The sequence below is a fragment of the Actinacidiphila sp. bgisy160 genome, assembly GCF_057707815.1.
Genome location: NZ_JBYIQW010000043.1, coordinates 44,878 through 66,260 on the forward strand (window position 1 = coordinate 44,878; position 21,383 = coordinate 66,260).

The 21,383-nt window shown below is 74.1% G+C and carries 19 protein-coding genes; 10 read left to right on the forward strand and 9 right to left on the reverse strand.

All coding sequences use genetic code 11. The features are described from left to right. Window positions 1–172 precede the first annotated feature (172 nt). Window positions 173–427: a type 2 periplasmic-binding domain-containing protein gene (locus AC3EUJ_RS27515; protein ID WP_431965912.1), complete on the forward strand. Its 255-nt coding sequence runs from the start codon at window positions 173–175 to the stop codon at window positions 425–427. 158 nt (window positions 428–585) lie between these two features. Further along, complete coding sequence (locus tag AC3EUJ_RS27520) at window positions 586–2,457, forward strand: hypothetical protein (protein ID WP_431965914.1); 1,872 nt, start codon at window positions 586–588, stop codon at window positions 2,455–2,457. Window positions 2,458–2,591: 134 nt separating this feature from the next. On the opposite strand, the gene AC3EUJ_RS27525 is transcribed toward AC3EUJ_RS27520, so the two are convergent. The 4 genes from AC3EUJ_RS27525 to AC3EUJ_RS27540 all read right to left on the reverse strand — a co-directional run bounded on the left by AC3EUJ_RS27525 (window position 2,592) and on the right by AC3EUJ_RS27540 (window position 6,800). Further along, on the reverse strand, window positions 2,592–3,758 hold the full coding sequence (locus tag AC3EUJ_RS27525) for an MBL fold metallo-hydrolase (RefSeq protein ID WP_431965916.1): 1,167 nt from the start codon (window positions 3,756–3,758) through the stop codon (window positions 2,592–2,594). Window positions 3,759–4,053: 295 nt separating this feature from the next. Continuing rightward, window positions 4,054–4,482 carry a PPOX class F420-dependent oxidoreductase gene (locus tag AC3EUJ_RS27530; RefSeq protein ID WP_431965918.1) on the reverse strand — a complete coding sequence of 143 codons (429 nt, stop codon included), beginning with the start codon at window positions 4,480–4,482 and terminating at the stop codon, window positions 4,054–4,056. Between the two features lie 210 nt (window positions 4,483–4,692). Further along, a complete protein-coding gene (locus tag AC3EUJ_RS27535) occupies window positions 4,693–5,331 on the reverse strand; it encodes a GNAT family N-acetyltransferase (protein WP_431965920.1) in 639 nt (212 codons plus the stop codon). A gap of 107 nt (window positions 5,332–5,438) precedes the next feature. After that, window positions 5,439–6,800: an NAD(P)/FAD-dependent oxidoreductase gene (locus AC3EUJ_RS27540; protein WP_431965922.1), complete on the reverse strand. Its 1,362-nt coding sequence runs from the start codon at window positions 6,798–6,800 to the stop codon at window positions 5,439–5,441. Window positions 6,801–6,995: 195 nt separating this feature from the next. Here AC3EUJ_RS27540 and AC3EUJ_RS27545 point away from each other — a divergent pair, with 195 nt between their 5' ends. From AC3EUJ_RS27545 to AC3EUJ_RS27555, 3 genes are all read left to right on the forward strand, one after another. Next, window positions 6,996–7,940, forward strand: coding sequence for an AraC family transcriptional regulator (locus AC3EUJ_RS27545; protein WP_431965923.1), 945 nt, complete (start codon window positions 6,996–6,998; stop codon window positions 7,938–7,940). A gap of 17 nt (window positions 7,941–7,957) precedes the next feature. Then, window positions 7,958–9,094: a site-2 protease family protein gene (locus tag AC3EUJ_RS27550; RefSeq protein ID WP_431965925.1), complete on the forward strand. Its 1,137-nt coding sequence runs from the start codon at window positions 7,958–7,960 to the stop codon at window positions 9,092–9,094. A gap of 243 nt (window positions 9,095–9,337) precedes the next feature. Continuing rightward, the gene (locus tag AC3EUJ_RS27555) at window positions 9,338–10,873 is read left to right on the forward strand and encodes an ATP-dependent DNA ligase (protein WP_431965927.1); all 1,536 of its coding nucleotides are present in this window, start codon (window positions 9,338–9,340) and stop codon (window positions 10,871–10,873) included. 96 nt (window positions 10,874–10,969) lie between these two features. Here the strand turns inward: AC3EUJ_RS27555 and AC3EUJ_RS27560 are convergent, their stop codons facing one another. Together AC3EUJ_RS27560 and AC3EUJ_RS27565 are read right to left on the reverse strand one after the other, a co-directional pair. Continuing rightward, a complete protein-coding gene (locus AC3EUJ_RS27560; RefSeq protein WP_431965929.1) occupies window positions 10,970–11,500 on the reverse strand; it encodes an O-acetyl-ADP-ribose deacetylase in 531 nt (176 codons plus the stop codon). A gap of 52 nt (window positions 11,501–11,552) precedes the next feature. Further along, window positions 11,553–12,398, reverse strand: coding sequence for an NUDIX domain-containing protein (locus tag AC3EUJ_RS27565; RefSeq protein ID WP_431965931.1), 846 nt, complete (start codon window positions 12,396–12,398; stop codon window positions 11,553–11,555). Between the two features lie 146 nt (window positions 12,399–12,544). On the opposite strand from AC3EUJ_RS27565, the gene dnaK reads away from it, so the two are divergent. Beyond that, on the forward strand, window positions 12,545–14,413 hold the full coding sequence (gene dnaK / locus AC3EUJ_RS27570) for a molecular chaperone DnaK (RefSeq protein WP_431965933.1): 1,869 nt from the start codon (window positions 12,545–12,547) through the stop codon (window positions 14,411–14,413). Beyond that, window positions 14,410–15,105 carry a nucleotide exchange factor GrpE gene (grpE, locus tag AC3EUJ_RS27575; protein ID WP_431965935.1) on the forward strand — a complete coding sequence of 232 codons (696 nt, stop codon included), beginning with the start codon at window positions 14,410–14,412 and terminating at the stop codon, window positions 15,103–15,105. The genes dnaK and grpE overlap by 4 nt, the downstream gene beginning before the upstream one ends. 18 nt (window positions 15,106–15,123) lie before the next feature. Here the strand turns inward: grpE and aroQ are convergent, their stop codons facing one another. The 3 genes from aroQ to AC3EUJ_RS27590 are packed head-to-tail and all read right to left on the reverse strand — an operon-like array spanning window position 15,124 to window position 17,581. Then, window positions 15,124–15,591, reverse strand: a complete 468-nt coding sequence (gene aroQ, locus AC3EUJ_RS27580) for a type II 3-dehydroquinate dehydratase (protein ID WP_431965937.1) — start codon at window positions 15,589–15,591, stop codon at window positions 15,124–15,126. A gap of 22 nt (window positions 15,592–15,613) precedes the next feature. Further along, entirely contained in the window at window positions 15,614–16,375 is a 762-nt protein-coding gene (locus tag AC3EUJ_RS27585; protein WP_431965939.1) for a pirin family protein, read from the reverse strand. 60 nt (window positions 16,376–16,435) lie between these two features. Beyond that, window positions 16,436–17,581, reverse strand: coding sequence for a helix-turn-helix domain-containing protein (locus tag AC3EUJ_RS27590; protein WP_431965941.1), 1,146 nt, complete (start codon window positions 17,579–17,581; stop codon window positions 16,436–16,438). Between the two features lie 69 nt (window positions 17,582–17,650). On the opposite strand from AC3EUJ_RS27590, the gene AC3EUJ_RS27595 reads away from it, so the two are divergent. Genes AC3EUJ_RS27595 through AC3EUJ_RS27605 form a run of 3 tightly spaced genes read left to right on the forward strand, consistent with a single transcriptional unit; the run spans window position 17,651 to window position 21,354 of the window. Beyond that, window positions 17,651–19,408: an FAD-dependent oxidoreductase gene (locus AC3EUJ_RS27595; protein ID WP_431965943.1), complete on the forward strand. Its 1,758-nt coding sequence runs from the start codon at window positions 17,651–17,653 to the stop codon at window positions 19,406–19,408. 12 nt (window positions 19,409–19,420) lie between these two features. Then, window positions 19,421–20,287: a dioxygenase family protein gene (locus AC3EUJ_RS27600; RefSeq protein ID WP_431965945.1), complete on the forward strand. Its 867-nt coding sequence runs from the start codon at window positions 19,421–19,423 to the stop codon at window positions 20,285–20,287. Then, complete coding sequence (locus AC3EUJ_RS27605; protein WP_431965947.1) at window positions 20,284–21,354, forward strand: maleylacetate reductase; 1,071 nt, start codon at window positions 20,284–20,286, stop codon at window positions 21,352–21,354. Before AC3EUJ_RS27600 ends, AC3EUJ_RS27605 begins: the two co-directional genes overlap by 4 nt. Window positions 21,355–21,383 lie beyond the last annotated feature (29 nt).

Sequence of the window (21,383 nt, forward strand, 5' to 3'; positions counted from 1 at the left end):
CGCCGTGATCAAGTCACCGGAACAGTAGGCGAGGCCACTGACAACGCCCCCGTCTCCTTGTTGACAAGGTGCCGGGCCGCAACCGGAACCACGGAGGCGGGCGCCGGCGGGGCCGTGCCGGGCCGCCGGGGATGGCGGGCCTGCGGGGCCTGGACTCCGGACCGTGCGCACCGTGACTGCTGCTGTCGTGAAGGATCCGGCGCCGACGGGCGTCCTGCGGGCGTCGGTCAACCTGGGCAACCCGCTGCCGGCGCACGGCACCGCGCAATCCCCCGGCGGTGTCACCGTCGACAGCGCGCGTGAGCCGGGCGCCCGGCTGGGCGTGCCGGCGGAGCCGGTGTGCTTCGACGCGGCGCGCAAGTCGGTCGAGGCGATGGCGGCGGGCCGGGCCGGGCAGTCCGACGCGCTGGTCGCCCCTCCCGCCTGAAGGTGGCCCCCCTTCGGCGCGATCCGTCCAGCGCGTCGCACAGCGCCCCCCTGATGACGGGGAGTTGACGATTCGCCACCCCGGCACGGGCTTGGCGATCTCCGGTTGTGGGGATCTCCACAAGAGTGCGCAAAGGGGATGTGTCGGGGGGATGTGCCATGGGGACGGTCGTCACCGCGCCCGCGGCCGCCGGGGAGGGCGGACCGTGGCCTCAGGGGTTCTGGGAGCAGTCCGGGGGCACCGCCGTGTGGGTGCTCGGCATCTTCGCGGTCGCCGTGTTCATCGGCCTGGTACGGCTGGGTTCCGGGCTGCTGCGCCGCCACCGCGGCAACCGGCTGCTGCCGGTGGTGGTGTGCGAGGACCGCGGTCTGCTCGGCGGTCACGGCAACGGCCACCGCGGCGCCGGGCCGGGCGGGCCCGACCAGGGCCAGGAGTCCGCGGCCACCGCCGAGCTGGCCGCGTACATCACGGAGCACATGGCCGCCGACGCCCTCGGGCCGAACGTCCTGACCCCCGGCAGCGGCACGACCATCGGGCCCGATCCCGCGCCCGAGACCGCCTCCTCACCGCACGGCTGGGTGGACGTGATGAAGCGCCTGGCCTTCTTCCGGCCCCGTGCGTACCACGTGATGCTGCACTGCCTGTCGACGGGCGACCAGCCGACCCGGTTCTCGGTGCGGATCCTGTACATGCCGAAGAACACGGTGGTGGCCGCGGCCATCATGGAGGCCGGCGCGCCGGAGCCCGGCGCGACGGACGGGGGCAGGCGCGGCGCCGACCGGGAGCTGTACGAGCGCGTCGCCTGCTACTGCACCGTCAAGATCCTCGCCGACCCGCGCTCGCAGGACCGCATCCCGCGCTGGGAGAGCTGGGGCGACGACCCCGACGCGTACCACTGGTACCGCATGGGCACCAAGGCGCAGGAGGAGGCGCTGGCCGCGAACAAGCACCGGGACGTGGCGCGCGAACGGGCCAGGTACGAGGAGGCCCTGAAGCATTTCGACAAGGCCGCGGCTCTGGTTCCGGGCAACCTCACGGTCCGGCTGCACCAGGCGGGCGTCCTGGAACTGATGAGCCAGTTCCCCGGCGTCGCCGAGCCCGGCGACCACATCCGGCAGGCCGTGGAGATCTACCAGTACTGCGTCCGGCTGTGGCCGGAGCACCTCGAGACGGCCTACCGGCTCTCCATCGCCCGCGCCGAGGAAAGCCGCCACCCGGCGCTCAGGCAGGAGCGGGCAAGACGCGGCGAACCCGGTTCGCGGGAGCACCTGCGGCTGCTGCTCGGCCGCCTGTCGCGGCGCGCCATCCTGCGCCGGTACACCCGCACCTGGCTCCCCGGGCGCCGCAACCTCGGGGAGCGCCGATACTGGCGGCAGTGGTGGGCCATGGAGCGGCCGCGCCCCTCCCTGCGCACCCGCCGCCGCTCCTTCCGCGGGGCGGTGCGGATCGCCAGCGCTGCCGAGGTGCTGCGCGAGAACGGCTCGCCCGGTCCGGACGAGCTGCGGACCGCGTTCCGCGACGTGGCGAGGGAGGTCACCGGGGGCTGGGCGCGCTGGGCCCGGCTGTGGGGCGGGCCCGACTGGGGGCTGTGCCGCCTGCTCTACGCAGACCACCGTGACGGCGCGGACCACGCGGGCGGGGACGCCCACCGCCGGGCGGGCATCGCCGGTTCCGCACCCCGGCACCGCGGTTCCAACCGGGCCGCCGCCGGATACCTCGTCAACTACAACGCCGCGTGCTTCCTCAGTCTGGCGCTGGCCGCGCGGCCCCCCGTCGGCTCCGCCGCCTGGGCGGACGACGAATGGCGCGAGGACTGTGCCCGGGCGGCCGTCGTCCAGCTCAACACCAGTCTCCGGGTGACGCGCAGTCAGTTCTCCGCGGCGTGGGCGGAACGCGATAGCGACCTGCTCCCGCTGTTCACCGGCCGCCTGGACGGCGAGCCGGTGACGGGCTGGGGCGAGATCGGCCGAAACTGGGCCCGGTTCACGGGCATCGACGTGACCGAGGGGGCGACCGCCGCGCACCCGTGAGGTACCGGCCGCCGCGCCGACGGCGAGGCGGCGAGGCGGCGAGGCGGCGAGGCGGCAGGTGTTAGGTGGCGGGCGGGAGCTGACGGCCCGCGGCGGAAGGGGCGGGCGCGCTGGGCGCCCCGCCCCCTGCCCGCTCAGGCCGGGGCGCTGTCCGGCTGCGGGGCGGCCGGCCGCGTGTCGTCGGTGAGGGCGGGCCAGGTGCGGGTGGCGGCCCCGTGCGCGATCGCCCGCCACCAGGGGTCGAGCGGCAGCCCGGCCGTGGGCTCGAAGGGCTCGCCGGGGCGCGGTACGGCGACCCGGGCCCCTACCGCGCCCGCCGCCGCGACGGTGCCCTCGGCGGGCTCCTCCCAGGGGTGCGGCGCCAGGTTGAACGTGCCCCAGTGGATGGGGAGCATCAGCCCGCCGCGCAGGTCCTGGTGGGCGCGGACGCCCTCCTCGGGGGTCATGTGGATGTCCGGCCAGAAGTCACTGTAGGCGCCGATCTGCACCATGGTGGCGTCGAACGGTCCGTACGTCTCCCCGATCTCCGCGAAACCGGGGAAGTACCCCGTGTCGCCGCTGTGGTAGACGCGGTGCTCGGGCCCCGCGACGACCCAGGACGCCCACAGGGTGTGCTGGGTGTTGCGGATCGCCCGGCCGCAGAAGTGCCGCGCCGGCGTCGCCGTGAGGGTCAGCCCGGCGGCCTGCGTCGACTCGTGCCAGTCCAGTTCGGTCATGCGGTCCGCGGGGACGCCCCAGCGTTCCAGGTGGGCGCCGACGCCCAGCGGCACGACGAAGCGGGTTCCTGACCCGGCGAGCGCCTTGACCGTGGGCATGTCGAGGTGGTCGTAGTGGTCGTGGGAGATGACGATCGCGTCGGCCTCGCCCAGCTCTTTCAGCGGTACCGGCGGCTGGTGGAGGCGCTTGGGACCGACGAAGGAGAACGGGGAGCACCGCTCGCCCCAGACGGGGTCGAACAGGACGCGGCGCCCGTCGATCTCGGCCCAGACGGTGGAGTGGCCCATCCAGGTGAGCCGCAGGCCCGAGGCGGGCGGGGCGGCGAGGTCGGCGAGGGTCGTGGTGTGCAGCGGGATGTCCCCGACCGGGGCCCTGCGGACCCGCTCCTCCTTGCGGAAGTACGTCCGGGCGAACCGCAGCATCGATCCGGAGGGCGCCGTACGTGCGCCGACGGGGTTGGTGAACACCCCGTCGGCGAAGTTCGGCGACCGCCGGATGCGCTCCATCCTCTCCCCGTAGGGGTTGTCACCGAATGCGGGGATGAGGCTGGAGAGCAGGGAACGCTTCGGACTGGAGCCGGACACGGCACCTCCCGTTGGTCGGCGGTCACGAACGTGCCGTGAGCCGTCCGGGCCCCGGCAGAACCAGTATGTACAGCGACAACTCCTACACCGGTCATTCCGGTTCCGCTCCCCTTCGTGGGATCGGCCGGCGGCGGCCCGCCGGATTCCGCCCATGACCGGCGGCACTGCCTTGACCAGGCAGTTCGCCGGTCCGGGAGATCGCCGCGCCGCACTTTCGATGGTGCCATTGCCGCGGGCCGGGCGCCGCCCGCCCCAGCGGGTGCGGACGGACGGCGGGACGGCGCCCGGAAGGCCGCTACCCGTGGCGGGGCTGGCCGTACGCCCGCTCGACGTGGAGCTTCAGCACCAGGCGCTTGTCCTCGACCATGGCCCGGCGGTAGTCGTCCCAGTCGGGGTGCTCACCCTGCACGGCCCGGTAGAGGTCGATGAGCTCCTCGACGGTCGCGTCGTCCCGCTCCGCCGCGACGGGTGTGAGCTCGGCCGTGCCCTCCGCGACGGTCCACGCCCAGCGGTCGGCCGTGGTGACGTGGTAGCTCGCCCGGGGGTCGCGCCGGAGGTTGCGGGTCTTGGCCCGGTCGTCGGTGAGGGAGACCCGCAGCACCCTGGTGTCCGGGTCGTAGTGGTGGTTGACGTTGGACAGCTGGGGACGGCCGTCACGCTTGAGGGTGACGAGCACGCCCCCGTTGGTGTCGGCGAGCAGGCGCAGGAGGTCTTTGTCGCTCATGGCAGCCTCAACGACCGTTGGCGAGCGAGGATTCCACGATCGCGTCCGCCGTGGTCAGCCGGGCCCCGTGGGTGGCTCCGCCGGCCCGGGTGACGGTCACCTCGTCGTCGGGCTTGTGACGGCTGGGGCACCACCGAGAATCCGAGCCCACCTGGTCAGCGGCGCGCTCCCGCCCGGCCTCGGGACCGGGGACCCTCGTGCGACGCCCTCTCATCCCCTGGCCGGCGCCGCCGCGGACGACGTCCCGCGTCCCAGGTACGTCAGGGGGCCGGGGTCCGGGACGGGAAGTTCGCGGAAGCCCATCCGGTCGTAGAAGGCGCGGGCCGCGGTGTTGGCGGTCACCATGCCGAGGTGGACGGCGCCGACGCCCTGAGCGGCGAGGGCGGACAGGAGACGCTCCATCAGCTCCCGTCCGTAGCCGCGCCGCTGGTACTCGGGCAGCAGGTCGATGTGCAGGTGCGCGGGGTACCCGGCGAGTTCGGGCACGATCATGCGCTCGGGGCGGTGCAGGAGGTCCGCCATCAGCTCGTCCGGTGTGACCGGCGGCCCGGACGGCTTCGGATGGCGGTGCTCGAGGCGGGGCAGCCACTCGGCGCGGAAGCGCCGCACGAAGGCGGCGGTGTCCGCGGTGCCGACGATGTAGCCGACGGCGCGCGTGCCGTCGTCGACGACGAAGGCGAGTTCGGGCTCGAGGTGGGCGTAGGGGCCCGCGAAGTTGTCCGGCAGCAGATCGTGGTCGGCGTAGAGGTGCCGTGCGTCCCCGCCCTCGTGGCCGGTGCGCACGCAGATGTCGTAGACGGCGGCCCGGTCCTCCGGGCGGTACGGGCGGATCACGGCGCGTGGGGTCATGCGGGCATGATGCACCTCATGGGAGCGCTCCCACAACCCCTGCGGCGCACCGGGCCGACGAGCCCGAACGGGTCGCCGACGCCATCACCGCCCGTGAGCCCGGCGGCCTACCGCGGGGGATCGGCCAAAGCGGGACGGCGCGGCAGCAGGACCGTGCGCAGCGCCACAGCCGGGGAGAACATCCTGGCCGGCGGCGCGGTGAGGGTGACGACGTCCCGGTAGACGGCGCCCACGACGGGGTCGACCGCGGCCCGGGCGAGGAACCGTTCGAAGTACCAGCCCTGCACACGCTGGGACAGGGCGGGGGCGGTGGCCTTCCCCGCCTCGGCGTAAGGCCGGTCCGCGCCGGCCGCCATCATCCACGCGGCGTCGGCGGCCCGGGCCAGGGCGCGCTGGGCGACGGGCGCGAACCCCGGCCGCGGACCGCCCCGTTCGTCCAGGACGCGGCGCAGGGCGAGCGCGCCGAGCGCGGCGACCGCCATGCCCTGCCCGTACACGGGGTTGAAGGAGCAGGCGGCGTCGCCGGTCGCGACGAAGCCCTCGGGCACGCCGCCGGGCGCGTGGTAGTGGCGGCGCCGGTTCGAGGTCTCGCGGGATCCGTGGACCGGCGAGAGCGGCTCGGCCCCGGCGACCAGTTCGTGGAGGTACGGATGGACCAGCCGGCCGGTGAAGGCTGCGAACTCGGCCTCGGAGGACGGGGCCGCGAGCCCGCCGATCCCCGAGACCGTCAGCAGCCATGTGCCGTCCTCGACCGGGAGCAGTCCGCCGCCCGCGAAGTTGTCCCTGCGGTAGGGGATGTAGACCGCGGCATCCGGCGGCGTGGGCAGCCGCAGCGCGCGCGTGGCGTACTGCAGCCCCGCGTCGACGGTCTCCTCTCGCGGCGCCGGCCGGCCCAGTTCCGCCAGCCAGCGCGGTGCCCTCGACGCGCGCCCCGCGGCGTCCACCACCAGGGTCGCGGGGATCTCCCGCTCCCCGCGCCGTTCCCCGCGGCCGCGTACCCGGACGCCGGTGACCCTCTGCGCGGAGCCGAGCAGGGCGACGGCCTCGGTGGCCTCGAGGATCTCCACCTCGGTGCCGGACTCCGCGGCCGCGGCGAGGACGCGGCGGCGCACGACGTGGTCGAGCAGGGGACGGGTGCAGCTCATGAACCGGTGGCGGCCCTCGTGGAAGCGGATCTGCCAGCCGGTCGCCCCGCAGGTGAGCAGGTCGCGCGGGATCTCCAGCGTGCGGGCGCCGGCCGCCGCGAGTTCGGCGCAGGTGCCGGGGAGGAGTTCGTCCAGGGCCTCCTGGCCCGCGGTGACGAAGATGTGCAGGTGCCGCGCCTGCGGTACGCCCTTGCGGAACTCCGGGCGCTGCGGGTAGCGGTCGCGCTCGACCACCGTGATCCGTTCGGTGTGTCCCAGCAGCGCCCGTACCGCCAGCGTCCCCGCCAGGCCGCCGCCGATCACCACCGCGTTCCTGCCGCCCATGCGCGCTCCCCGTGTCGGCCGACCCACCCGGGCCCAGCCTTCCGGGCCGCGGACGTGACGGTCAACACGGCCCCCGGGCGGCCGGGTCGGTCCCGGGCCGGGCGGGCGCCCGCCCCGGGACCCGTGGGCGCCGCGGAAGTGACGCGTGAGATCCGGACAATTACCCAACGTGATGCGGACGTCTAAGCTGACGGCATGGACGCACTGTCGGGTTTGCTCGACGGACCCCGCGCGCGGGGTGCCTTCCTGCTGCGCATGGTCATGGAAACGCCGTGGTCGCTGCGGATCGAGGACCGGGCACCGCTGTGCGTGATGACGGTCGCGCGCGGCGGGGCGTGGATCGTGCCCGAGGAGGGCGCGCCGGTGCGGTTGCGCCCCGGGGACGTGGCCGTGGCGCGCGGCCCCGTGCCCTACACGGTCGCCGACCTCCCCTCCACGCCGCCGCACGCCTGGGTCCTGCCCGGCGGGGTGTGCCGCACCGCGGACGGCCACGACCTGGCCGACGCCATGGCGCTGGGGGTGCGGACCTGGGGCAACCGGGCCGACGGCGGCGACGTCATGCTGGTCGGCACCTACCAGGTGGACGGCGCGGTGGGCCGGCGGCTGCTGGACGCGCTGCCGCCGCTGCTGATGCTCCCGGCGGACGAGTGGGAGAGCCCGCTGCCGCCGCTGCTGGCCGAGGAGATCGTCAAGGACGAGCCTGGTCAGGAGGCGGTGCTGGACCGGCTGCTGGACCTGCTGCTGATCTCCGTTCTGCGGACATGGTTCGCCCGGCGCGGGGAGGCGGCCCCCGCCTGGTACCGGGCCTTCGCCGACCCCGTGGTGGGCCGGGCGCTGCGGCTGCTGCAGAACAACCCGGCCCACCCGTGGACGGTGGCCGGGCTCGCCGCCGAGGCGGGTGTGTCGCGGGCCGCGCTGGCCCGGCGGTTCGGCGAGCTCGTGGGCGAACCCCCGATGGCCTACCTGACCGGCTGGCGGCTGGCGCTCGCCGCGGATCTGCTCCTCGAGCCGGACGCCACGCTCGGGGCGGTCGCCCGCCGGGTCGGCTACGGCAGCCCCTTCGCGCTGAGCGCCGCCTTCAAGCGGGTGCGGGGGGTGAGCCCCCAGGAGCACCGCGTCGGCGCGGTCCGGGTGGGGTGACACTGGAGAGAGGAGTCATGAACGGTTCGGTCCAGGTCGGACGCGTGTTCGGGGTTCCGCTCCGGATGCACTGGAGCGTCCCCGTCCTCGTTGTGCTGCTCGCCTACGGACTCGGCCGCGAGACCCTGCCCGCCTGGGTCCCGGGCCTGTCGGCGACCGTCTACACGGTCGCCGCGGCCGCGGGCGCGGTCCTGCTCATGGCGAGCCTGCTCGCGCACGAGGTCGCCCACGCGGCGACGGCCCGGCGCGAGCACCTGTCGGTCGAGGACGTCACCTTGTGGGCCATGGGCGGCATGACACGCATGGGGCGGCCCGGCTCCGCGGGAGCGGCCTTCCTGGTGGCGGTCAGCGGCCCGCTGACGAGCCTGGTCATCGGCGGCGCCGCGCTCGGCGCGGGCATCGGCATCGACGCGGCGGCCCACCGCACGGTGCCGGGGGCGTTGCTGACCTGGCTTGGCTGGGCGAATCTGCTGCTCGGTGTCTTCAACCTGCTGCCCGCCGCGCCCTTGGACGGCGGCCGCGTGCTGCAGGCGTTGCTGTGGTGGCGGACCGGGGACCGCGACCGCGCGGACCGGGTCGCCGGGCGCGGCGGGCAGGTCCTCGGCTTCCTCTTCGTGGTGGCCGGCTGGCTCGCCTTCGCGCGCGGCGTGCCCAGCGGACTCTGGCTCGCCCTGGTCGGCCTCTTCATGGCCCTCACCGCGGGCGCCGAGCGTCAGCGCGCGGTCATCAACGCCGCCTTGCGCGGGGTGCGGCTCGCGGACGCCATGTCCGCGCCCGTCGTGACCGGCCCCGACTGGCTGCCCGTGGACCGCTTCATCGACGAGGTCGCCGTGAACGCCCGCCACTCCGCCCTGCCCCTCGTCGACTTCGACGGCCGCCTCAGCGGGGTGCTGCAGGTGCGCCGGCTGACGTCGGTCCCGGTGGAGCGCCGCGACGAGGTGCGGGTGCGCGACATCGCCGTCCCGCTGTCCCAGACCACCACCGGCACGGCGGAGGAACCCGTCAACGACGCCCTCGACCGCCTCCGCCCCGGCGCCGGCGGCGTCCGCGTCATCGTCGTCGACGGCGGCCGCCCCATCGGCATCGTCACCGGCGACGACATCTCGCGCATCGTCCAGCACCGCCGCCTGACCGGCGGACGACCCCCCGCCTGAACGAACCGCCCCGCCCCGCGGTCGCCCACGGCCGCGCACGGCCGCGCCCGCCGGCGTCGGACAGGACCGGGCGCCGCAACGACGTACGCGTTCACGACATCGCGGGCCCATCGCCCCGGACCACCACCCGCTCGCCGGAGGAACCCGCCAACCCTTGCGCCGCCGGCGGCGGACGGCTCCCGCCCGGACGACCTGCCCCGCCCCACGGCTGCGCGCGGCGCGCCAGCGGTCCAGGATGGAGCCATGCTGCTCGCGGAGCTCGCCCGTACGTCCCGGCAGGTGGCGGCGACGTCCGCCCGGTCGGAGAAGGTGGCGGCGCTGGCCCGGCTGCTGCGTACCGCGGAGCCCGACGACGCGCCCGTGGTGATCACGTACCTGGCGGGCAGGCTCCCCCAGCGGCGCACCGGGGTGGGCTGGAGCACCCTACGGGAGCGGCGGGAGCCCGCGCCGGAGCCCCGGCTGACGGTGCGCGAGGTGCACGGGACGCTCGACCGGATCGCGGCGGTCACCGGCAAGGGGGCGGCGGCCGAACGCAAGCGACTGGTGGCGGAGCTGATGGGCGCGGCGACGGAGGAGGAACAGGCTTTCCTGCTGGGGCTGATCGGCGGGGAACTGCGGCAGGGGGCGCTCGACGCGCTCGCGGTCGAAGGGCTCGCCGTGGCGGCGGGGGCGTCCCCGCCGGACGTGCGCCGCGCGGTGATGCTGGGCGGTTCGCTCGGCGCCGTCGCGCAAGCGCTGCTGTCCGGAGGGCCGCAGGCGCTCGCGGCGTTCCGGCTGGAGGTGGGGACGCCGGTGCAGCCGATGCTCGCGCAGACCGCGAAGGACGTGGACGAGGCCCTGGACCGGCTGGGCCCGTGCGCGCTGGAGGAGAAGCTGGACGGCATCCGCGTCCAGGTGCACCGCAAGGACGAGGACGTGCGCGTGTACACCCGCACGCTGGACGAGATCACCGGCCGGCTGCCGGAAGTCGTCGCGGCGGCACGGGAGTTGGCCGTGACCGAGGCCGTACTCGACGGTGAGGTCATCTCCTTCGGCGAGGACGGGCGTCCCCGCGCCTTCCAGGAGACCTCCTCCCGGGTGGGCTCGCGCCTGGACGTCGCGGCCGCGCGCGCGACGCTGCCCGTGGCACCGGTCTTCTTCGACCTGCTGTCGGTCGACGGCCGCGACCTGCTGGACCTGTCCACCGCCGAGCGCCACGAGGAACTGGCCCGGGTCGCCCCCGCGCCGCGCCGGGTACGCCGGCTGGTGGCCGCGGATCCGGGCGACGCGGCCACCCGGCGGGCGGCCCGCGACTTCGCGGACCAGGTGCTGGAACAGGGCCACGAGGGGATCGTGGCCAAGGCGCTCGACGCCCCGTACAGCGCCGGGCGGCGCGGGGCGGCCTGGCTCAAGGTCAAACCGGTGCACACCCTCGACCTGGTCGTCCTGGCCGCCGAATGGGGCCACGGCCGGCGCACCGGCAGGCTGTCCAACCTCCACCTCGGTGCCCGCCACCCCGACGGCACCTTCGCGATGCTGGGCAAGACCTTCAAGGGGCTGACCGACGCCATGCTCGCCTGGCAGACCGGGCGCCTGCGGGAACTTGCCGTCAGCGACGACGGGTGGACGGTCCATGTCCGCCCGGAACTCGTCGTGGAGGTCGCCTTCGACGGCCTCCAGCGCTCCTCCCGCTACCCGGCGGGCGTCACGCTCCGCTTCGCCCGCGTCCTGCGCTACCGCGAGGACAAGACGGCCGCCGAGGCGGACACCGTCGAGACGGTGCTGGCACTGCGCCGCTGAGCGGCGGGGGCGGCGGACCCGGCGCGGTCGGGGTGACCGCGCCGGGGCCGCCGGGCCGCCGGGCCGGTGACCAAGAGTTCCGCCCGGAAGCCGGGATCACTGCTCGCCGTGCCCTCCCTCGGGCAGTCGCGCCGCGAACGCGCCGTAGGCCGCCTCGTCGAAGAGGACGAAGCGGACCTCCTCGACCCCGGTGTCCGTGGCCTGCACGGTGGCGACGGCGATGCGCGCGGCGTCCTCGACGGGCCATCGGTATACGCCCGTGGAGATCGCGGGAAAGGCGACCGTCCTCGCGCCGACCTCGTCGGCGACGCGCAGTGCCTCCCGGTGGCAGGAGGCGAGCAGCCCGGAGCGGTCCTCGCCGGCGCTGTGCACCGGGCCGACGGTGTGGATCACCCAGCGGGCGGGGAGCCGGCCGGCGGTGGTGGCGACGGCCTGCCCGGTCGGCAGGCCGCGCCCGTACCGCGAGGCGCGCAGCGCACGGCACTCCTCGAGGATCTCCGGGCCCCCGCGGCGGTGGATGGCGCCGTCGACGCCGCCGCCCCCGAGCAGCGAGGAGTTGGCGGCGTTGACGACGGCGTCGACGGACTGCTGCGTGATGTCGCCCCGGACGAGGGTGATGCGTGCCATACCGGCGATCCTGCCACCGCGGCCGGCCGGCCGCCCGGCCGTTCCCGCGGGGTCACCAGTCGCAGGGTACCCGCAGGTCGATCAGCGAGTCGCAGAACTCGGCGGGGCTTTCCGGCCAGCCCTCGCGGTGCCAGTGCGCGATGCGCCAGCCCAGCCGTTTGGGCCACAGCGGCAGGTGCCGCAGGTCCTCGACCGGGACCCAGCCGGGGGTCGCGGTCTTCTCCAGGTCGAGGGAGGAGCGGGGGCCGACCTCGCCGTGTGCCTCGACGAGGAAGTAGTGCCCGGGGTGCGAACCGCGCTGGACCCGGTCCACCCGGGCTATCTCCGGCCCGACGGTGCCGCTCAGGCCGGTCTCCTCCGCGAGCTCGCGCAGCACGGCCGCCTCGGGGGTCTCCCCCGGCTCCACACCGCCGCCGGGGATCTCGTAGTAGTCCCCGCGCCGGTGCCGGTAGCGGATGAGCAGCATCCGCCCGTCGCGGATGATCACCGCGCCGGCCCGGGTCCGCTTGGGCGGCCGGCCGAGCGGGTCCTCCAGCACGAGACGGCCCCGCCACCAGGGCGGGCCGTCCCAGGAGCGCAGGATGGCCTCCCACGCCGTCCAGGGCGCGAGCGGCAGGTGCAGGGCCTCGGACCGGCTGAGCAGCCGGGCGGGCGCGGGCCCGGACGGCAGTGGTGCGGCGGCCCGGTAGTACAGCTGGGTGCCACCGGTGGCGCGCACCTCCAGACAGGGCCGGGCGTCGGTCCTGACCTCGACGCCGAGGAGGTCGCGGGCAGCCGCGCGGGCGGTCTCGGCGGGGTCGCCGCGCGACGGGACGGGGGCCCGCGGCAGACTCAAGTCGCTGTGTACGACGAGGCGTTGGTCGTGGAAGAGGATCACTCCCGCATGCAGTGAGGACATCCCGCCGACGCTAGCAGCGCCCGCTGTACGGGCCCCGTGATTATTCCGGGACAGTGTCCGGCGGTCCGCCGCCGCGGGTCGCGGCGGCGGCCGTCTGGTGGTCGGCCCCCGCGCGTCGCACCCTGGAGGGGAGGAGGCGAGCTGACATGACACGTCCGGTCGGTATTGACCTCGGCACCACCAACTCGGTGGTCTGCGCGCTGGAGGGCGGTGAGCCCACCGTCATCACCAACACGGAGGGTGCGCGGACCACGCCTTCGGTGGTGGCCTTCAGCAAGGGCGGCGAGGTACTCGTCGGCGAGATCGCCAAGCGCCAGGCCGTGACCAACGTGGAGCGGACCGCCCGCTCGGTCAAGCGGCACATGGGCGACCCCGACTGGCGGTTCCCCGATTCCGGCGCCATCGACGGCAAGCGCTACACGGCGCAGGAGATCTCGGCCCGGGTGCTGCAGAAACTGAAGCGGGACGCGGAGACGTACCTGGGCGAGGACGTGACGGACGCGGTGATCACCGTGCCCGCGTACTTCGACGACGTCCAGCGCACCGCGACCAAGGAGGCCGGGGAGATCGCCGGCCTGAACGTGCTGCGGATCATCAACGAGCCCACGGCGGCGGCCCTGGCCTACGGCCTGGACAAGGAGAACGACCAGACGATCCTCGTCTTCGACCTGGGTGGCGGCACCTTCGACGTCTCCCTGCTGGACATCGGCGAGGGAGTGGTGGAGGTCAAGGCCACCAACGGGGACACGGAGCTGGGCGGCGACGACTGGGACCAGCGGATCGTCGACCACCTCGTGGAGCGCTTCAAGAACGCGTACGGGCTGGACCTCGGCAAGGACAAGATGGCGCTGCAGCGGCTGCGCGAGGCGGCCGAGCGGGCGAAGATCGAGCTGTCCTCGTCCACCGAGACGACGATCAACCTGCCCTACATCACGGCGTCCGCCGAGGGCCCGCTGCATCTGGACGAGAAACTCACCCGCGCCCAGTTCCAGCAGCTGACCGCGGACCTGCTGGAGCGCTGCAAGGGCCCCTTCCACCAGGCGGTGAAGGACGCGCGGATCAACGTCGCCGACGTCGACCACGTCATCCTGGTGGGCGGTTCGACGCGGATGCCGGCGGTGACGGAGCTGGTGAAGTCGCTGACCGGCAAGGAACCGCACAAGGGTGTCAACCCCGACGAGGTCGTGGCGATCGGCGCGAGCCTGCAGGCGGGGGTGCTCAAGGGCGAGGTCAAGGACGTCCTGCTGCTGGACGTCACCCCGCTGTCCCTCGGCATCGAGACCAAGGGCGGCATCATGACCAAGCTGATCGAGCGCAACACGACCATTCCCACGAGGCGCTCGGAGATCTTCACCACGGCCGAGGACAACCAGCCGTCGGTGCAGATCCAGGTCTACCAGGGCGAACGCGAGATCGCGGCGTACAACAAGAAGCTGGGCGTGTTCGAGCTGACCGGCCTGCCGCCGGCGCCGCGCGGCATCCCGCAGATCGAGGTCTCCTTCGACATCGATGCCAACGGCATCATGCACGTCACGGCGAAGGACCTCGGCACGGGCAAGGAACAGAAGATGACCGTGACCGGCGGCTCCGGGCTGCCGAAGAGCGACATCGACCGCATGATGCGCGAGGCCGAGCAGTACGCGGAGGAGGACCACAAGCGCCGCGAGGAGGCCGAGACACGCAACAACGCGGAGAGCCTCGTCTACTCCACCGAGAAGCTGCTGCGGGACAACCCCGACAAGGTCCCGGGCGAGCTGAAGTCGGAGGTCGAGTCGGCGGTGGCGGAGCTGAAGGAGCAGCTGAAGGGCGAGGACTTCGCCGGTATCCGCCGGGCGACCGAGCGGCTGACCGCCTCGGCCCAGAAGATCGGGACGGCGATGTACGCCCAGGCCCAGGCGGAGCGGTCCGCCTCGGGCGAGGGCGAGGCCCCGCACGCGGCGCAGCCCGAGGGCGACGAGGACGTCGTGGACGCCGAGATCGTCGACGACGACAAGCGGGAGGGAGGCACGGCGTGAACCGCACCGGTCCGCCTCCGGGCGGCGAGCTGCGGGCACGGCTCGTCGAACGCACGGCGGACCTGCAGCGGCTCAAGGCCGAGTACGACAACTACCGCAAGCGCGTGCACCGCGACCGGCTGGCGGTGCGGGAGATCGCCGTCGCGAATGTGCTGCACGGGCTGCTGCCGGTGCTGGACGCCGTCGACCGGGCGCGGGAGCTGGGTGAGGTGACCGGTGGTTTCCGTGCCGTGGTCGAGGTGCTGGAGACGCGGCTGGCGGAGCTCGGCCTGCGGTCGTTCGGCACGCCGGGCGAGCCCTTCGACCCGGCACGCCACGAGGCGGTCGGCTCGTCGTGCGCCTGTGGCGCGGACCGCCTCGTCTGCGGCGCGGTCGTACGGCCGGGCTACCGGGTCGGCGCGCACCTGCTGCGCCCGGCGGAGGTGGTGGTCACCGGACCTGCGGGGGCACCGGCCCGGGTGCACCCTGGAGGCATGGAGACAACCCACAAGGTCGACGTCGCCCCGCTCGGGGCCGACCACCGTTACCGCCGGGTGCACATCCAGGGCGTGGGGTGGGAGCAGCTGGAACGGGAGGAGTTCGAGCTGCGGGTGCGCCGGACCTTCCCGGACATCGACGTGTCGGATCCCGATCAGGTCCACTGGGCCGACCACCCCGGCGAGTGGCCGGACTGGCAGCCGGGCGAGGCCTGAGCGCGACGGTCCGGCGGTTCAGCGGGCGCCGGCGTCCAGCAGCGCGGCGATCCGCTCGACGGCGAACGCGTACCCCTGGACGCCGCATCCCGCGATCACGGCCTCGGCCCGCGCCGAGACGTGGCTGTGGTGCCGGAATGCCTCGCGCCGGTGGATGTTGGAGATGTGCACCTCCATGACGGGCAGGCCGTCGCAGGCGTTGAGGGCGTCCAGGATCGCCACTGAGGTGTGGGAGTAGGCGCCCGGGTTGATCACGATGCCCGCGTGGTGTTCGCGGGCCTCGTGGATCCAGTCGATCAGCTGTCCCTCGTGGTTGCTCTGCCGGCAGTCGGCCGTGCCCCCGTACCGCGCCGCCGTCGCGGCGCACAGCGCCTCGACGTCGGCGAGGGTCTCGGAGCCGTAGATCTCGGGCTGCCGCTGTCCGAGCAGGTTGAGGTTGGGACCGTTGAGGACCATGATCGGCGCGCTCGCGAGGGTGCGGGTCATGGCCCCAAGGTCTACCACGCGATCATCCGAAGGTGACGGCGGCGTCCATCTCCCAGACCAGCACCTCGGCGCCCTCGGCGCCGGCGGTGAGCCGCTGGCCCTCGGCCCCGGTGACACGTACGGCGTCACCCTTGGAGAGCAGCCCGGCGCCCTCGAGGGCGACCTCGCCCTTGGCGACGTACAGGTGCACGAAGGGGGCGGTGGGCAGGGTCAGGGTCTGCTGCGGGGACATGCGGGCGGCCTGCAGCGCGGCGTGCTTCTGCGCGATGGAGATGGCGCGCTCGTCGCGGTCGCGGTCCATCCCGGAGGCGACCGTGACCCAGCCGCCGCGGGCGAGTTCGTCGTTGATGTCGAGCTGCTCGTAGCCCGGCTTGATGCCCTGCTCGTCGGGGAACACCCACATCTGCACGAAGTGCACGGGGTCCTTGTGCTCCGGCGCGCCGGTCAGCTTCCAGCTGTCGTTCTTCTCGCTGTGCAGGATGCCGGTGCCGGCGCTCATCCGCTGGGCGAGGCCCGGGTAGATGACGCCGTTGTGGCCCTCGGAGTCCTGGTGGACGAGGCCGCCGTCGAGCACCCAGGTGACGATCTCCATGTCCCGGTGCGGGTGGGTGTCGAAGCCGGTGCCGGGGGCGACGACGTCGTCGTTGGAGACCAGCAGGAGCCCGAAGTGGGTGTTCTTCGGGTCGTAGTGGTGGCTGAAGGAGAAGCAGTGGTGCGAGTCGAGCCAGCCGGCGCGGGTGTGGAACCGCTGGCCGGCGCGGCGGACATCCAGCTGGGTGGCCATCAGGGAGCTCCTTCTACGGGGTGTGTGCGTTTCAGCCAACCTAACATGTTGAATCTCGAACTATATTCCCTGGATACCGTAGCTCCGCAGCTTGCGGTAGACCGTGGCCCGTGCGATGCCCAGCGCCTTCGCCGCCCGCGCCTTGTTGCCCCCGTGGGTGCGTAGCGCTTCCAGGATCGCGTCCCGCTCGGCCCGCTCCAGGCTGCCGAGCCGGCGGCCTCCGGCTCCGCCGCGCACGGCGTCCGGCAGCTCCTCCGGGCGCACCGGACCGCTCAGCCGGCGCTCCTCCGCGAGGCTCCGCACCACCGCCGCCAACTCGGCGACGTTGCCCGGCCAGCTGTGCCGCTCCAGGGTGCGCCGGGCCTCCACGGTCCAGGTCAGTGGCGGGTGACCGGGGGCCGGGCGCGGGCTGAGGGCGGCGAGCAGCACCGGCAGGTCCTCGGGGCGCTCGCGCAGCGGCGGTACGGACAGCGAGCGCGCCGTCAGCCGGCCCAGCAGGCGGTCCAGGCACGGGTCCGTGCGGTCCCCGGGGGTGTGGGTGGCGGTCAGCCGCAGGACGGGACGCTGCTCCAGCAGCGCCACCAGCGCGGCCGCGGCACCTGCGTCCAGCGCCTCGACGTGCCGGAGGAGCACCCGTCCCGGCACGGGGCGCACGGCCAGCCGGCGCACCCAGTCACGGGCCGCCGCACCGGTCACCTGCGCCGCGTCCAACTCCACGTCGCCGGCCCGGACGGCGCGGGCCAGCGTCGCCTTGCCGGTACCGGGCTCCCCCGTCACGAGCAGGGGCCCCTGCTCGCCCCCCAGCCGTATCGCGCGGGCCACCGCGGCGCGCCAGGACAGCGACGCGCCCACCAGCCCCGGCAGCCTCGGTTCCGGGACGGCCGGCGGCCCCCCGGCGCCTTCCGCCGGGGCGGACAGGACGGCGACGGCGCCGATGACCTCGCCGGAGTCCAGTACGGGATGGAGCCGGGCGCGCCAGCCGCCGTCCGGCAGGGGCAGCTCGTACGCCTCGGTCCGGCCGTCGCGGACCATGCCGCCGGCCCGGCGCTCCAGCAGCGCCAGCGCCTCGTCGGACAGCCGCCGCGCGGCCTCGGCGCTCACGATCCGCGTCCTGCCGTCGGCAGCGACGACCGCGCGGCCGGTGAGCCGCTCGCGCAGGTAGGCGCCGAGCAGCAGCTCTTCGGGGGATGTATCGGATTGAGACACGCCGGCGGTCTCCCTCTGATCCACGATCGGTTCGTTGCCATTTCAATTATCCGTCAAGGAGCCGCGTTGATGGAGACCGTCGAGACCGATGTGCTCATCGTGGGCAGTGGGCCCGCCGGGGCGAGCGCCGCGCTCGCGCTGAGCACGTACGGAGTGCCGAACATCGTCGTCACGCGCTACAACAGGCTGGCCGACACCCCTCGGGCCCACATCACCAACCAGCGCACCATGGAGGTGCTGCGCGACCTCGGCGTGGAGCAGGAGGTCATCGCCAGGGCCACTCCCCAGCACCTGATGGGGAACACCGTCTTCTGCACCAGCCTCGCGGGCGAGGAGCTGGGGCGGCTGCGCTCCTGGGGCAACGACCCGCTGGTCCAGGCCGCCCACGACCTCGCCAGCCCGAGCCGCATGTGCGACATGCCGCAGCACCGGATGGAGCCGGTGCTGGTCGAGGCGGCCGTCGCGCGCGGCACGCAGCTGCGTTACGGCACCGTCTACAAGTCCTTCGAGCAGGACGACGACGGCGTGAGCGTCCTGGTCGAGGACCGGCTGCGCGGCGACGAGTACACGATCCGCGCCAAGTACCTGATCGGCGCCGACGGCGGTCGCAGCAAGGTCGCCGAGGACGCCGGACTGCCGATGGCCGGGACGATGGGCGTGGCGGGAAGCGTCAACATCGTCTTCGACGCCGACCTCAGCCGGTACGTCGCCCATCGCCCCAGCACCCTGTACTGGGTGCTCACCCCCGGCGCGACGGTCGGCGGCATCGGGGCGGGCCTGGTCCGCAACGTCCGGCCGTGGAACGAGTGGCTCATCGTGTGGGGCTACGACGTCAAGGGCGCGCCCCCGGACCTCACCGAGGAGTACGCGCTGTCGGTGGTCCGCAAGCTCGTCGGCGACGACGAGGTCCCGGTCACGATCCGCTCGACCTCGGCCTGGACGGTCAACGAGATGTACGCGGAGGCCTACTCCAGCGGCCGGGTCTTCTGCGCGGGCGACGCCACCCACCGGCACCCGCCGTCCAACGGGCTGGGCTCCAACACCTCCATCCAGGACTCCTACAACCTGGCCTGGAAGCTGAAGCTGGTCCTGGACGGCACCGCGGCGCCCTCGCTGCTGGACACCTACACCGCCGAGCGGGCGCCCGTCGGCAGGCAGATCGTCACCCGCGCCAACAAGTCGATCGGTGAGACCGCCCCGGTCTTCGAGGCGCTGGACCTGCTCACCCCGCAGAGCCCCGAGCAACTGCTCGCCAACATGGAGTCCCGCAAGGAGGCGACCCCGGCCGGCGAGAAGCGGCGCGCGCGGCTGCGCGAGGCGATCGACTTCAAGCGCTATGAGTTCAACGCGCACGGCGTGGAGCTCAACCAGCGCTACGCCTCGGCCGCGGTCGTCCCGGACGGCACCGCCGACCCGGGCTTCGACCGCGACCCCGAGCTGTACCACCAGCCGAGCAGCCGCCCCGGCGCCAAACTGCCGCACGCCTGGCTGGCGGCGGGCACGCGCACGCTGTCCACCCTCGACCTCGGCGGCGGGGGCCGGTTCACGCTGCTGACCGGCATCGGCGGGGAGGCCTGGGTGGCGGCGGCCCGCGCGGCCGGCGCCGAGCTCGGGCTGGACATCACGACCGCGGTGATCGGCCCCGGGCGGGAGTACGAGGACCCGTACGGCGACTGGGCGCGGGTGCGCGGCATCGGCGACACGGGCGCGCTGCTCGTGCGGCCGGACCTCTACATCGCCTTCCGGCGTGCCGAAGGGGCCGCCGACGACGCCGAGGCGCAGGCCGCGCTCGGCGCTGCGCTGCGGCGCATCCTGGGACGGGACTGACGAGGAGAGACCATGGACTTCACCGAACAGAGCGCGACCGCGGCCGTCGTCGAGAGCTTCGCGCGCACGCCGGACCCGCGGCTGCGGGAGATCCTGGACAGCATGACCCGGCACCTCCACGCCTTCGTCCGCGACGTCGAGCCCACGATGGAGGAGTGGGAGGCGGCCATCGGCTTCCTCACCCGCACCGGCCAGGCGTCAACCGACACGCGGCAGGAGTTCATCCTGCTGTCCGACGTGCTCGGCGTGTCGATGCTGGTGGAGACGATCAACCAGCGGAAGTCGGCCGGGGAGGGAGCCACCGACTCCACCGTGCTGGGCCCGTTCCACATGGTCGACTCCCCCGGGCGGGAGTTCGGCGACGCCATCGACATGATCGGCTCGGGCGAGCCGTGCGTCGTCACCGGGCGCGTGGTCTCCGTGGACGGCACGCCGCTGCCGGGCGCATCGGTGGACGTGTGGCAGGCCGACGGCCACGGCTTCTACGACGTCCAGCAGCCGGGCGAGCAGCCCCAGGGCAACGGCCGCGGGCTGTTCGAGGCCGACGAGGAGGGCCGCTTCCGGTTCCGCACCGTCGTGCCCGCGCACTACCCGATCCCGACCGACGGCCCGGTGGGCGACTTGCTGAACGCCACCGAGCGCCATCCCTACCGGCCCGCGCACATCCACTTCATCGCGGCGGCCGAGGGGCACCAGCCGGTCACCACGCACGTGTTCGTCCAGGACAGCCCCTACCTGGAGTCGGACGCGGTCTTCGCGGTCAAGAAGAGCCTGGTCCAGGAGTTCACCGAGGTGGACGACCCGGAACGGGCGGCCGAGTACGGGGTGCCCAACCCCTTCCGGCTGGCGAACTTCGACATCGTGCTGCAGCGGTCATGAGCCTGGAGTTCGTGCACGAGGCACTGCCGATGCGGGTCGTCTTCCGCGCCGGGGCCGCCACCACGGCCGTGGCCGAGGAGACCGGGCGCCTCGGCCTGCGCCGCGTGCTGGTGCTCTGCGGCCGGCACGGCGAGGACACCGCGCGCTCCGTCGCCGCGTCCCTCGGCGCGGCCTGCGTGGGCGTCCACCCGGGCGCCGTGATGCACGTGCCGGTGAAAGTGGCCGACGAGGCCGTCGCGGTGGCCCGGGAACTGGACGCCGACGGGCTGGTCGCGGTCGGCGGCGGCTCGGCGGTCGGCCTGGGCAAGGCGGTCGCGCTGCGCACCGGGCTGCCGCTGCTGGCCGTGCCGACGACGTACTCGGGTTCCGAGATGACCCCGGTGTGGGGCCTGACGGAGGGCGGCGTCAAGCGCACCGGCCGCGACCGCCGTGTCCTGCCGCGCAGCGTCGTCTACGACCCGGAGCTCACCCTGTCGATGCCGGCGGCGCTTTCCGGCACCAGCGGCGTCAACGCCCTCGCCCACGCGGTCGAGGCGCTGTACGCCCCCGACGCCACCCCGATCGTGTCGCTGATGGCCGAGGAGGGGGTGCGCGCCCTGGCGGATGCGCTGCCCCGGGCCGTCGCCGGCCCGGGCGACCTCGACGCGCGCGGCCGGGCCCTGTACGGGGCCTGGCTGTGCGGGGCGTGCCTGGGCGCCACCACGATGGGCCTCCACCACAAGCTGGCCCATGTGCTCGGCGGCGCCTTCGACCTGCCGCACTCCGCGACCCACACGGTGCTGCTCCCGTACGTCCTCGCCTTCAACGCCCCCGCCGCACCGGACGCGACGGCCGCACTGCGCCGGGCCCTGGTGACCGAGGACCCGGCGCGCGCACTGTGGGAGCTGGGCAAACGGGTCGGCGCGCCGCGTTCGCTGGCCGAGGTCGGCCTGCCGGCCGACGGCATCGCCCGCGTTGTGGAGCTGGTGGGCGCGGCCTCGTACGCCAACCCGCGCCCGGCGGACGCGGACGAGCTGCGTGCGCTGCTGACCGCGGCGTACGAGGGGACGCCGCCCCCCACGGGCTGACCGACCGGCTCGGGGGGGGGGGGGGGGGG

Coding starts and splice junctions, on each gene's coding strand:
- AC3EUJ_RS27520 (WP_431965914.1), top strand. CDS start 586: ATGGGGACGGTCGTCACCGCGCCCGCGGCCGCCGGGGAGGGCGGACCG.
- AC3EUJ_RS27530 (WP_431965918.1), bottom strand. CDS start 4,482: ATGAGCGACAAAGACCTCCTGCGCCTGCTCGCCGACACCAACGGGGGC.
- AC3EUJ_RS27535 (WP_431965920.1), bottom strand. CDS start 5,331: ATGACCCCACGCGCCGTGATCCGCCCGTACCGCCCGGAGGACCGGGCC.
- AC3EUJ_RS27540 (WP_431965922.1), bottom strand. CDS start 6,800: ATGGGCGGCAGGAACGCGGTGGTGATCGGCGGCGGCCTGGCGGGGACG.
- AC3EUJ_RS27545 (WP_431965923.1), top strand. CDS start 6,996: ATGGACGCACTGTCGGGTTTGCTCGACGGACCCCGCGCGCGGGGTGCC.
- AC3EUJ_RS27550 (WP_431965925.1), top strand. CDS start 7,958: ATGAACGGTTCGGTCCAGGTCGGACGCGTGTTCGGGGTTCCGCTCCGG.
- AC3EUJ_RS27555 (WP_431965927.1), top strand. CDS start 9,338: ATGCTGCTCGCGGAGCTCGCCCGTACGTCCCGGCAGGTGGCGGCGACG.
- AC3EUJ_RS27560 (WP_431965929.1), bottom strand. CDS start 11,500: ATGGCACGCATCACCCTCGTCCGGGGCGACATCACGCAGCAGTCCGTC.
- AC3EUJ_RS27565 (WP_431965931.1), bottom strand. CDS start 12,398: ATGTCCTCACTGCATGCGGGAGTGATCCTCTTCCACGACCAACGCCTC.
- dnaK (WP_431965933.1), top strand. CDS start 12,545: ATGACACGTCCGGTCGGTATTGACCTCGGCACCACCAACTCGGTGGTC.
- aroQ (WP_431965937.1), bottom strand. CDS start 15,591: ATGACCCGCACCCTCGCGAGCGCGCCGATCATGGTCCTCAACGGTCCC.
- AC3EUJ_RS27585 (WP_431965939.1), bottom strand. CDS start 16,375: ATGGCCACCCAGCTGGATGTCCGCCGCGCCGGCCAGCGGTTCCACACC.
- AC3EUJ_RS27595 (WP_431965943.1), top strand. CDS start 17,651: ATGGAGACCGTCGAGACCGATGTGCTCATCGTGGGCAGTGGGCCCGCC.
- AC3EUJ_RS27600 (WP_431965945.1), top strand. CDS start 19,421: ATGGACTTCACCGAACAGAGCGCGACCGCGGCCGTCGTCGAGAGCTTC.
- AC3EUJ_RS27605 (WP_431965947.1), top strand. CDS start 20,284: ATGAGCCTGGAGTTCGTGCACGAGGCACTGCCGATGCGGGTCGTCTTC.